The following is an 11,701-nucleotide window of genomic DNA, read 5'->3' as shown; positions in this document are numbered from 1 at the left end:
TATGAGAAAGTGTAAATTATTTCGATTGCTCGCAATCATGGGATTGATAATTGTCGGTGCAACATATAGTGTAGCCGGGCAAGAAAAATACGGTGCCTTATTGCATGTTGGTTCGAAAATGCCTGATTTATTATTCCATACAATGGTTAATTATCCGGGTGGCAAGGCCAGACTTTCAGATTTTGCTGGGAAACCGGTAATTCTTGACTTGTGGCATGTGCAATGTGGCGCTTGTATTCAAGGAATGCCGAAAATGCAGCTTTTGCAACGAAAGTTTGGGAATGAAATTCAAATTATCGCGCTTGGAATGAACAATATATCTGACTACAAAAAATTGAAAAAGACATCTTCAATTTTGAGAGATATTACAACACTTCCGTTGGCGTTGCAGGCAGATACCTTGTTCATCCATAATCTTGCAGATTCTTACCCAACACATGTATGGATAGATCGTGAGGGCATTATTAGGGCAATAACGAACTCTGTCAATAGTACAGAAAAACACATTCAGGAATTTATAGATGGAAAAGCTCTGGATTTTATTATGCAAAAGCCTAAAAATTCGATTCAACGAATGTATCCTAATGACACTTCAATGCTGGTACAAGGGAATGGTCAGAATTTGAAAAATCTAGCATATCATTCCTTGTTTACGGGCCGTTTGGATTATGGTGAAGCATCTGAAATTAATGAAGGGCCAATAAGACCCGGGATAAAGATCATTAATAGTACACTTATGGACTTCTTAATTCATTGGCGTAACGACGAGACAGCGCAACACGCTAAGCTTGTTTTTGAAACTGAGGATCTAAAGAAATACTTATTGCCAAATGATGATGATAGTTATGATGAATGGAGAAAGAGTAATACTTATTGTTATGAATTGAGTTTGCCTGAAAGTGTTACTTACACCAGAGATTATGTTTTGGCTTGTATGAAAGAAGATGTTCAACGATTTTTTCGAGTTGATATTAAAATTAATAAGCAATTAACCAACTGTCTTGTATTATACAGGTTGGATAGTGTTGATAGAATTAAAACAAAGGGAGGTGCAGGTTTTTTAAAAGATTATAAGAGCAATGGTTATAATAAAGGAACTCTTTATACAAATTTTCCTATGAAAACAGTGATCGAGCAAGTCGAAGCCGACTTATCAAGGAGGCAAGAGCCAGTAAAAATAATTGACGAAACCAATTATAAATTCAATGTTGATATCAAATTTGACACCAAGTTAGATGATGTGAATTTAGTAAGGGCTGGCTTTAAAAAATATGGATTGGGGTTGAAGGAAGAACAAAGAATAGTGGATTGTATTGTTGTAAGCAATGCCAGGCTATGAAAAGGAGCAAATTAATCATTTTTTTCCTAATCTTAGCTGTAGTAACGCAAGCCCAGATATTGAAACCAGTAAAATGGACTTTTAGCGGCGTACCGGTAAAAGGGAAGGCTGGAATATATGAGGTACATATGACGGCTATGATTGATAAGGGTTGGAAAACCTACAGCCAAAGTACACCTGAGGATGGGCCAGTGGCGACTGTGGTTAAGTTTAAACCAAATCCTTTGGTGCTGCTGGGCGGAAAGGTGAAAGAAGTAGGTGAAATGCATAAAGTGCATGAAGAAGCTTTTGGAGTAGATGTGTGGTATTATAAGGACAAAGTAGATTTTGTGCAGGTGGTAAAACTGAAGAATGCCCTCTCTCCCCACAAGGGGGATCTCTCCCAAAGGGAGAGAGAAGTGATACTGCAAGGAACAGTAGCATTTATGGTCTGTGATGCGCACCAGTGTCTCCCGGTTGAGGAAATAGAATTTAGTGTTGAATTAAAATAAGAACTATGAACAAACTAATTAAACTAAGCAACAATTTCTTGTTTAAGACTTTTATTGGGGATAGGGGACTGCGGGTTTATAAAAAAGAAGTTGACAGAAGGCTGGGTGTGCCAGGCCTGACCAAGTTGGTAAAAGAAGCTACCGGTCAGGAGTTAAATCCCGAGGAAGCGTATTGCTTCTGTATCAAAAATCAGAATACGATTAAAATACTGACGAAGGATCACCAGAGTGCCAGCATGATATCAGTATATGATGAAGATGCTAAGGGGATTAAGGAGGAGATTAGGGAGTTGGGGTTGATGTAAACTTATGAAGAACAAAAGCAAAAGGGGCATAGAACCCTTTATTTACAAAGTAATTCAGTTTTTACAAGTTGAGAAGGAATTTAAAACAAAGGACGGTATTGTCCTCAGCGCTACCGAAAATAACATGGTCAGGGCATCAAAAATACTGAAGCTTGCGGGCAACAGGACTTGTGAGCTATACAAGGTATATAATGCGGAGGACTACAAAGGAAACGTAGCGCTGAGCAGATCAGAACTGGAACAATATGAGGTCGATGATTTGTTTACCCGCCACTATCCGATTTATATAAACATTCTTGATCTGGATATGGAACTGACTTTTCAGCTCAGGCTTTATGAATCGGATGATGACGAGAATTTCGAAATGGTGATTCATAGTCTGCAAGATCATTTCTATGATGAATGTAAAGAACTGGAGAGTGAAAAAGATTATGTGGATTATCTGAACAGTAGGGAGGGATTGCTCTATGCGGTACATGAATGCCGGAACAAGTTTAGCAACGCAAAATAAGAAAATGATCTACCTAAGGGGGTATAAAAGGTGTTTGGGGGAGTTATAATTTAAACTTAAAAGAGTGAGATTGTTGATCAAAGCTCTCCCAACGCCTTTTTTTAGATCCTTCGCGATGCTCTGGATGACAAAGGGCTCTGGATGATAAAGGAACTCAGGATGATACTGAAACAAGTTCAGCACAGGCTGTAAAAATATGACGAATAGAATAGACATTAAAGAATTGTTATGAGATTGATACTGGTGCCTATAGAGCTGGCGAAAGGCAGGAAACGTAATTTGAGGTATTTTCGGGAAACAATTTCGAGTATTGCTAATGGTAGGTATGATGATGAGTACACGGAGATGTATCTGCAATTGTCTTGCTTTGATATGCGCATGGATATGGAAATTGCAATGACATTGTATCCTGAAAGCAGCAGGACACAGCTGAAATTATATGCTGAAGGAATTGCCGGTTGCCTGGAAAGGATCAATGGAATGTGTGAAAGTGCTGATTACAGAGAAAAGAAGCGGTTGAACGCCGTTTGTGACGCATTGCAGAGATTGGGCGGGTTTATCTGGGATTTGCTGATTGAGGAGTAATGAGCTGGGCTAAGCCAAATCAGAAATTTGAGAATTAGTGCAAGGAATTGAGATCCTTCGCGATGCTCTGGATGACAAGAGCAATGCTCTGGATGACAAGAGCGATGCTCCCGAAGCGAGTTCGGGACAAGTGCTGGATGACAAAAAAATGGCGCTGTGATAGCATCAGGCCTTTCGGATGAAGGGAAAGAAGTTCTTTGAATTGTTGTTGAGTTGAAGCCCGGAATAAATTAACCGGATATTTTGTGGTTTACTGGATTAAAAGTTGGGTAACTTAGCTCTTAATATTTATAATATGGATATCAAACTGTTTGAAAGCAAGCGAATCCGCTCTGAATGGAGCGAAACTGACCAGAAATGGTATTTTTCTATTGTTGATGTGGTTGGAACATTGACGGAAAGTGTAGATCCTTTAGCTTATTGGAGGAAACTAAAAGAAAGACTAAAAAAGGAAGGAAATGAAACCGTGACGAATTGTCACGGGTTGAAGATGGTGGCTGCTGATGGGAAGATGAGGATGACAGATGTAGCAGATACTGAGCAGTTATTAAGATTAATTCAATCCGTCCCCTCACCTAAAGCTGAGCCATTTAAATATTCAGCACGTCATCCTGAATTTATTTCAGGATCTCCGCTTATGCATGCAAGATGTGCAGCCTAGGATATGGAAAGAGGTGGTTGTATATACCTACTAACTAATAAATATCACACAGTGTTCTACATTGGAGTTACTTCAGATTTATATTTTAGGATTAAGGAACATAAAGAAAAGCACTACCCTGATTCTTTTACGGCCAAGTATAATTGTGACAAGCTTGTTTATTTTGAGCAGTTTAGTTCAATCGAAGAGGCCATCGCTAAAGAAAAGCAGTTAAAGAATTGGCGAAAATCATGGAAAATAAACCTGATCAAAAGTTTAAATCCAAACTGGAAAGATTTGTTTGACGACTTGGAATAGCGACTGCGGAGATCCTGAAATAAATTCAGGATGACGTAGCGCAGGAAAAAAGGGTGGTAAAATAGCAAAGGACGCCAGGCTGGCTCTTGAAGCTAAGACTGGTAAGAAGGTAATATCTGAGGAGAATTTCTTGCCACCTGCCAAGCAGAAAAAAAAATTGGAGTAACAATATGTCTATAGCCTAGGCTAAACTCAACAACTATTTATTGAATGATCCCATCAGGTGCTTTTTGGCACCTGATGGGATTGTATAATAGGATAAGGTTTAACTGCGTTGAGCTCGCTTTGAAGGGCTCGGTTGGTTCCAGTTCGTTATACTTTTGAGAGCGGTATATCGGCTGGGTTAAGCCAAGTCAAAAAATTGAGAGTTTGTGCAAGAAATTGGGATCCTTCGCGATGCTCTGGATGACAAGGGCGATGCTCCCGAAGCGAGTTCGGGACAAGTGCTGGATGACAAAAAAATGGGAAATATAATAGGGGATAATTAAGAAACGAGATGTGATACATGCGGGTATGACTAATTTTTTATTTTATCTAATTTATGAGTGCAAAATTTGAATTGACGCTTTTTGAGGGGATGTTAAAGACTGACCTTCATCCTAAAAACATTGAGAAAACAATAAAGACAAAAACTGTAGATGAGCTGAGGCTGGTCATTGAAAATGAAACTTGCAGGATCATCGACACCGTTAAGAATGTGCTGTGTGGTGATTATGATGAACATCACCTGGAAAGGTATATTCAGTTGCATGTACGGTCGGCGACGAGTCTATTGGATCAGGCGTATGCGTTTGTAAAGCCTGACACGGATTTTAGCAATATCAAGGGATGTGATGATTGTGTGAAGGTGTATTTTTGCCTGAAAGCAGGTTTAAAAACTATTCTGAACTATATCGAAAAGGAACTGGACCGGTATTTTGACCTGGGTTTGCCTGTGCCGGATAGTTTTCGCATTACCTCTGCCAGACAGCTGATGGAGGACCGGAATGTATTGCAGGCTAAGCTACGCTCTAAGGATGTGGATGTTTTGTTGCAGGATCTGATCCTGAGTTATGTTTCCAATCATTGTGCTTTGGAGAGCTGTAGTTACCTGGAGCAGAAGTACGCCAAATTGGTAATGGCAAGTTTGCTAAAGGTACTCCGGAGCAATAAGGTAAAGGACTGGAACCGTAAGGTCATTGTAGAGCTGATTTACCTGAACTTCAACAAGAGTACTTTCTTTACCTGGTGCAGGAAATTCATCGCCGTGGAGATTGATGATTTTAAGACGGTGAAGGAGCAGGCCCTGCGGTTCAACTGGTACCGGAAGGAGATTAAACCAATAGACACTAAGCCTAATGTGTTTTATAAGCCTGGCAGGCCGGGTGTAAAGGAATTGCTGGAGCATTACATCGCCGGTGAGCTGGTTTACTTGTCGGAGTTTCATAAGGGGCATGGCGCTGAGCCGGTACAGAACTTTAAGGAAAGGGCGGAGAAGTTTGATTTTAAATTGCCGCTGAGTTTGTCGGTAAGCCAGCTGGCTCTATTTATAGAACTGTTTATCCGCACGGGCGTATTCCCTGTAGAGAAGGGTAAGATGAAAGCTACCATGGGTTTCTTCGCAGCGAATGTGACCACAGTGGGTACTGAAGAGATTTCGTTGAAAAGTCTGGATAATAACAGGAGACCGAAGCCAAAGGTCTGTGATGCTATTGAAGGGATATTGGAACGGATGCTGGATTTGCTGAGGAATGATTTTATGAAGTAAAGGGCGGAGAGGTTCGTCATCTCGACCTCAGGAGAGATCTTTTAAGGTTGCAGGCGACAAAGATCTCTCCTCGTGCCTCGTTCGAGATGACGTGGTTCAGAGATAAATTATACAATTTGGTGTTAGTGAACGTCTATTTGGAGACCGTGAGTAAGTCCGGTCTCCGGACATCCACATGTCTTTCGCGATAGCTCCGATTAAATAAAAATCGATATCTAATTGGGATAACTGTTCTTCCAGGAAAATAAAAACCTCTTGTAAGTTTTCCTGTTTGATTTTAATCAAATCTATTTTGTAAATGTTGCTCATATATTCTTTGTGCTGTTTCTGCGTTTCTTGAATCACCGTGGTTTATCAAGTCAGCGTAAGCTAATATTTCAGGTACATATTGTTTCTCCGGCTCGCTATCGCGCCAAAATTTCTTGTATAGTTTAATATTTCCCTTGGGATCAGGTAGAAGCTTTAATTCCTTCATCACTTCCAGCTTTGTTTGGCTGGTATATAAAATCAACTCGCCCGGACGCAGATAGTTGGTAATTAGAGCACCGGCCGGTTCGCCGCCCCATTGCAAAGCCGGGGCATTAAGTTTCAATTCCTTCCAGCTATCTAATGCTATCTTGCTTACAAAACGAAAATTTCCTATGAACAAATCTGGTTTGAGTCTGACATCATATTCCTGAATCCAGCGGTCTAACAATTGCTTTAAGTTGATCAGTTTATTTTTTTTATCGCTTATGCGGATAATGAACCCCATTTCTTTGAGTCCATTTATCACATTGTGGACCGTATCTAAAGCCACCTTAAGGTCATCCGCAATAACTCTGTAAGGTAGGTTCATTAGCTGTGGATCTTCTAAGAATGCAAACACGACTTTTAATCCGGTTTTGGTGAAAGCACGATTTTTATTCGTTTCTTTCAATTGCTTTCTTTTTAATCCATCAGTATAGATTAGAATAGGTGCATCATCTATACATATATTACCCGCGGCATCAACATAATTAATTTTTGCTTTCCGGAGTTCTTCTTTTACAGGGTTGCTGATGTGATTGGCAATTACCAGAATTGGGCCTGAATCATGATTTCTGGCTTTGAAATATGGCAAATGGATCAGTCGTGGCTCTGCTTTATATTCAGCGGTAAATTTTTTTTCTATTTTAGGGATACTTACACAGACAGCATCAAACGTAAATTGATTGGGAGCTGGTAGTACCTTGAACTCAATATTTCCAGGTAAGATGTCTGTCAGATGATCTAAAATGTTATCTATTTTTTGAGTATCCATGTTCGTTTATTTTGTTTGTTTGCGAAACGCGAACATTCAAATATAGCGAACAAATTTGATGTTGTCAATTATTGTTCAAATATTTATCCACCTAACCAATAGTGTTTTGGATATATCGACTATAGCCTAGGGAAGAGATCTTTTAAGGTTGCAGGCGACAAAGATCTCTCCTCGTACCTCGTTCGAGATGACGTGAGTAGGATGACCTGATTCAGAATATTGGAATTTCAGATGAAACTGTTTTTAACAAAAGTGAAAGTTGCTAAATATATCCTGCTTTTTAATTTCCGAGGCTCACTTTGTCACCTTTAATAGGTGAATATTCTGTTTCGGCAGTACCGTTTACTTTAAGCTTGTCAAAGTAACACTTTATACCCGTGGCCATGGTGAAATCTTCTTTATCCTGAATGTGAAAATGCAAGTGTGCTTCAGATGAATTACCGGAGTTGCCACAAAGGCCTAAAAATTGTCCGCGTTTTACCAGATCACCTTGTTTTACTTTAACAGAGTTTTGCTTGAAATGTGCAAAGAGGATATACTCATTGTTTCTGGTTTTGAGTAGTACAGAGTTACCTAAAACATACATGGGATTTACGACGCCCGGTATATTGTCTTTAATTCCATCAACTGAAAGCACTACTTCGGCATCGCAGGGTGCAAAAAGCTGCTGGCCGAAAGCATAATAATCTTCATTTGTTTTTCCTGTGGTTTTGAAACTTTTACCTGCTGCGTTTTGGATTACAATGTCGAATGCATTCTTTTGAAATTTAGAAACAACATGGTAATTGGTTTCTTTGGTGTCGCCACCCCAGAATACTGTCCATTCTCCTTTAAAAGGTAAACTCATTGGCGTAATGTTTCTTTTTGCGGCTCCTGCCGGTTCTTCATAAGGTTTTGCATATAACCCAATGATCTCCCTATTGTTGTCTACAGCTATATTAAGGGCTATCACAGCTTTTTGGAATTCTGATTTGTACACTCCAAAACCATCATGGTACTCCTGGAAGGTCATTGCGTTCAGGTCGCCAAAGTTGGTTCTCAGTTGGTTTAGAAAAGCCCTGGTTTTTTCTAGAGGTAAATTGACCTTTGCACTGGCAGATAATATTGAAAATATACTGTCGGGCTGATTGGCATTATAGTAATTCTTGAACTTGCTAACTGCATATTTACTTTCAGGGTTTTCAGTTTGAGCATAAGCAAAACCAATAGTTAAGGACAGCAGGAGGGTGATGAACGGTTTCTTCATGTTTTTCATTTAAGGCATTAGTTGTATAAGTTATTAAAAACTTACATAGGGCAGAACGCTTAAAAAAATAATTAAAAATATTTTCCTGCTTTTTGAGCAATTCAAGAGGGGGTGGATAGGGGGTGGAGTCCACCTCTCCACCCCCTTTCGCGTTCCTGATTTTGGATGTTTGTACTGTTGACTTGCAAGGAGACTTAACAGATTATTAAACATTTAAAAAATTAGAAAACATGGGAAAATTAACAGGAGGTCCGTACTATGACCTCATCGGCAGGACGGGAAACAACGTTGGTCGCAGGGTAAAAGGTAAGAATGTCTTTTCGATGCGGCCGGCAAAATCTAACAGACCACCATCGGTATTGCAGCTGGCACAGCGCAATAAGTTCGGGTATTTAGTCGACTGGCTAGCTGAGTTAAACCAGTTTATAAAAATTGGTTTTAAAGATTATGATTCGGAAATGTCGCCGATGAATGCTTGTGTGAAAGTGAATTCAAAGCTGGGTGTGGTAACAGGAACATATCCATTGCTGACGTTGGATTATCAGAAAGTGGTATTGAGTCAGGGTTTATTGGATGGGGCTTATCATCCTGAACTTGCTTCAGTAGCGGGGGGTAATGTATCCTTTACCTGGACATTGAAAACCGGTAGTACAAATGGGGAACCTACTGACAAGGCGACTATAATTCTGTATGGTAAGAATACGGGTTTGTATGAAATGCTGATCGGGGTTGTTGACAGGTCTGCATTGGAATATGAGCTGGAATTGTCGGAAGACTTTCTTGGTGATGTTGTGCAAGGGTTTATTGCCTTTGTATCGGCTGATGGTAAGTTGGTTAGTGATAGTGCCTGGGCTGGTTCAGTGACGGTTGTATAAGTAGTTCTGAAAAAGACATGGTACACTCCTCGCGGGCTGCAATGAGTTTCGCTACTGTCGTAGCTCAAATAAGTGCTATGCCCGCTCGGAGGTACCTGTCTTTTTCTGCTAACGAACTAATTAAATCAACCTTGCACTGCCCTGATGGAGGCACTGTCTAAGGAGGAAAGTCCACACATTAAAAATTAAAGAATTATGAAAACATTGAATTTAAGGTCGGCTTGGGTGCCGACGAGGAAAATTATAGAGCGGGTTTTGCAGCTGGTGATTGTATTGCTGGTTTGGTATTCAGCGCCGCTGTTGTTTGAGTTGCCGCAGGGTAATTCGATAGAGATAGCAAAGAGTATTGGATTGATGCTGGTATTGGCACTGGCGGCTTTTGTAGTGGTTATAGCGGTTTGCTGGTGGTTGCTTGGCCGGGTACTGGTGGTGTTGGAGTTGCCATTGATTGGCAGTATAGTTTTAAGGTTTAATGAATTGGAATTATGGGAACAAGTAAAGGTTTGTTTTGGGCTGTTTGCATTGTTTGTATTTGCAGCAGTAGGGGTTATACTGGCGGTGTTGTAGAGGCCTCGTCATCTCGACGACAGGAGAGATCTTTGTCGTTTGCGTGGTACAAAGATCTCTCGTCGCTACGCTCTGTCGAGATGACGAGCAAAATGTTTATAAGGAAATTTAAAAAGAATGAATATGAAACAATTATTGGAATCGCCAGAAAAGAAATTGGTGTGGTGGAAAGAACTGGGCGAAATGATGGTGAGAGAATTGCTGAATATCTTGCTTACTGTAATATTAAATCGCCGGCGCCGTACTGCGCGGCCTGGGTAAGTTGGGTGTTTGGACAAGCGGGATACTCACTGCCACGGACGGCATGGTCTCCGGCATTGTTTCCTAAGGGGAGGGTCTTAGTCTCCTCTCTGGCTAAAGCCATCTCTCCTCGGGGAGGAGAGAGAAACAGGGAGCATAGGTATGGTGGTCAGGGTTTGGTTTATGGGATTTGGTTTACGAAGTTGAATAGGATTGGGCATTGCGGAATTGTAGAGTCCCTAAAGGGTGATTGGATTAACGGGATTGAGGCCAATACGAATGTACAGGGAAGCCGGGAAGGTGATGGTGTATGGCGGAGGATCAGGCACAGGAGGACGATCCATTGCTTTGCGGATTGGCTGGAATGATAAAGTGTTTTGATGCATGAGCCGAATAGGAAGATTATTCGGCTCATGCTCAGTATAATAAGAAGATGAAATCTTATTGCTCATACCTGGCAAGTGACCTCCAGTATTTGTCCTTATAGATCTCATAACTGATATTGAGTCTGCCTGCATATGCTTGCTCAATATCATATACCGCTTTAGCTGGCTTTCTGAATTCTTTGCAGGCAAAGTAGATCGTCCGAAGACCATCGCCTGTTTCTCTGCCTACATTCAGGTAACCATCCTCAGGGCTGAGGCGAAGCATGAGTTCATCCTCCATTTCATTGAGCAGCTCAAAGGTTTGCTGATCTGGTAGTCCAGAATTCTGGCGTCCATCATATTTAATTTCAATGGCCATCATCCAGGGATGTGAGGCTTTGGCATCCCAATTAAGTAATCCCATATTGAGCATAGCAAGAAAAGGTTGTCCATCTTTTGATTCTGCTTCAAAGCTGCCGTATTCATCATTATCGGTATTGTGCCGGATACCGTCGTATTTCTCGATGAATTCTTTCTCCCTCCAGGTTAAAAAAGCCTTCAGTTTTGCTATAGGAACAAGTTCCTTTTCAGCTTTGTCTTTTCCTCTGATGACGATATTATCGATCATGGTGGCAAAATTCAACTCACCCAGGTAGTTGTCGAGGAAGATAAAAATGCCAGTTGAAATTTCCTTTTCATTGTTTTCATTGAGATCGTCATGAACGACGGTGATGTCAATTTCGTCGGGTTGATAGGGATTGTCATTCGCATAAAAATGTATGTTTTCAGTCTTAAATTGATAATCATACATGTTGATCGCAAACTTGTCGATTTCTATAGGCGGTTTGAGTGCTGTGAACTTCCAGCCATCGAGTTTAGGCGCGTCGTTTACCAATTGCTCCACGAAAACAAAGTTCTTAATGGTTCCGTCGGCAGTAAGCACTAGTTCGGCAGTATTGTCGTTCAGCATCCCTGTAAGAAAGAAAAAGCCTTCCTTAAGTTGAGCGAGTTTAGGCGATATTTTATCAAAGAATCCTTTTTCGATGTCTACATGTGCTTTTACGGTCTTAAAGAAACTCTTTTCGTTTTTGACAAACCAGTTCCAGAAGTCTTCATTGGATTGAATAGGAGCATCTGGTTTATTGAATATATTTTTTAAAAAATTCATGATCTGATAATAGTTATTTATG

General features: G+C 40.5%; 14 protein-coding genes. 11 read left to right on the top strand and 3 right to left on the bottom strand.

The features are described 5' to 3' along the window. Position 1: 1 nt before the first annotated feature. From R2Q78_RS03170 to R2Q78_RS03135, 8 genes are all read left to right on the top strand, one after another. Positions 2-1,339 carry a TlpA disulfide reductase family protein gene (locus R2Q78_RS03170; RefSeq protein WP_316788802.1) on the top strand — a complete coding sequence of 446 codons (1,338 nt, stop codon included), beginning with the start codon at positions 2-4 and terminating at the stop codon, positions 1,337-1,339. Beyond that, the gene (locus R2Q78_RS03165) at positions 1,336-1,830 is read left to right on the top strand and encodes a protein-disulfide reductase DsbD domain-containing protein (RefSeq protein ID WP_316788799.1); all 495 of its coding nucleotides are present in this window, start codon (positions 1,336-1,338) and stop codon (positions 1,828-1,830) included. Before R2Q78_RS03170 ends, R2Q78_RS03165 begins: the two co-directional genes overlap by 4 nt. A 5-nt stretch (positions 1,831-1,835) precedes the next feature. Further along, complete coding sequence (gene tnpB / locus R2Q78_RS03160) at positions 1,836-2,135, top strand: IS66 family insertion sequence element accessory protein TnpB (protein WP_316788797.1); 300 nt, start codon at positions 1,836-1,838, stop codon at positions 2,133-2,135. A 4-nt stretch (positions 2,136-2,139) separates the two neighbouring features. Then, entirely contained in the window at positions 2,140-2,646 is a 507-nt protein-coding gene (locus R2Q78_RS03155) for a hypothetical protein (RefSeq protein ID WP_316788796.1), read from the top strand. A gap of 228 nt (positions 2,647-2,874) precedes the next feature. Beyond that, positions 2,875-3,231 carry a hypothetical protein gene (locus R2Q78_RS03150; protein WP_316788794.1) on the top strand — a complete coding sequence of 119 codons (357 nt, stop codon included), beginning with the start codon at positions 2,875-2,877 and terminating at the stop codon, positions 3,229-3,231. A 295-nt stretch (positions 3,232-3,526) separates the two neighbouring features. Beyond that, positions 3,527-3,892, top strand: a complete 366-nt coding sequence (locus tag R2Q78_RS03145) for a BRO family protein (RefSeq protein WP_316788792.1) — start codon at positions 3,527-3,529, stop codon at positions 3,890-3,892. 3 nt (positions 3,893-3,895) lie between these two features. Continuing rightward, positions 3,896-4,189: a GIY-YIG nuclease family protein gene (locus R2Q78_RS03140; protein ID WP_316788790.1), complete on the top strand. Its 294-nt coding sequence runs from the start codon at positions 3,896-3,898 to the stop codon at positions 4,187-4,189. Between the two features lie 541 nt (positions 4,190-4,730). Continuing rightward, positions 4,731-5,936, top strand: a complete 1,206-nt coding sequence (locus R2Q78_RS03135; RefSeq protein WP_316788788.1) for a hypothetical protein — start codon at positions 4,731-4,733, stop codon at positions 5,934-5,936. A gap of 277 nt (positions 5,937-6,213) precedes the next feature. Here the strand turns inward: R2Q78_RS03135 and R2Q78_RS03130 are convergent, their stop codons facing one another. Next, positions 6,214-7,218 carry a type IV toxin-antitoxin system AbiEi family antitoxin gene (locus R2Q78_RS03130; protein ID WP_316788787.1) on the bottom strand — a complete coding sequence of 335 codons (1,005 nt, stop codon included), beginning with the start codon at positions 7,216-7,218 and terminating at the stop codon, positions 6,214-6,216. 280 nt (positions 7,219-7,498) lie between these two features. Continuing rightward, a complete protein-coding gene (locus tag R2Q78_RS03125) occupies positions 7,499-8,464 on the bottom strand; it encodes a peptidoglycan DD-metalloendopeptidase family protein (protein ID WP_316788785.1) in 966 nt (321 codons plus the stop codon). 230 nt (positions 8,465-8,694) lie between these two features. On the opposite strand from R2Q78_RS03125, the gene R2Q78_RS03120 reads away from it, so the two are divergent. The 3 genes from R2Q78_RS03120 to R2Q78_RS03110 all read left to right on the top strand — a co-directional run bounded on the left by R2Q78_RS03120 (position 8,695) and on the right by R2Q78_RS03110 (position 10,514). After that, positions 8,695-9,339, top strand: coding sequence for a DUF6266 family protein (locus tag R2Q78_RS03120; RefSeq protein WP_316788783.1), 645 nt, complete (start codon positions 8,695-8,697; stop codon positions 9,337-9,339). Between the two features lie 195 nt (positions 9,340-9,534). Beyond that, entirely contained in the window at positions 9,535-9,906 is a 372-nt protein-coding gene (locus tag R2Q78_RS03115) for a hypothetical protein (RefSeq protein ID WP_316788781.1), read from the top strand. A gap of 92 nt (positions 9,907-9,998) precedes the next feature. Beyond that, complete coding sequence (locus tag R2Q78_RS03110; RefSeq protein ID WP_316788779.1) at positions 9,999-10,514, top strand: peptidoglycan-binding protein; 516 nt, start codon at positions 9,999-10,001, stop codon at positions 10,512-10,514. 73 nt (positions 10,515-10,587) lie between these two features. Here R2Q78_RS03110 and R2Q78_RS03105 read toward each other — a convergent pair whose 3' ends face one another. Beyond that, on the bottom strand, positions 10,588-11,679 hold the full coding sequence (locus R2Q78_RS03105; RefSeq protein ID WP_316788776.1) for a DUF695 domain-containing protein: 1,092 nt from the start codon (positions 11,677-11,679) through the stop codon (positions 10,588-10,590). Between the last annotated feature and the right edge of the window lie 22 nt (positions 11,680-11,701).

It is taken from the genome of Pedobacter frigoris (genome assembly GCF_032678645.1).
Taxonomy (GTDB): Bacteria; Bacteroidota; Bacteroidia; order Sphingobacteriales; family Sphingobacteriaceae; genus Pedobacter; species Pedobacter frigoris_A.
This window is presented reverse-complemented; position numbering and strand designations above follow the sequence as displayed.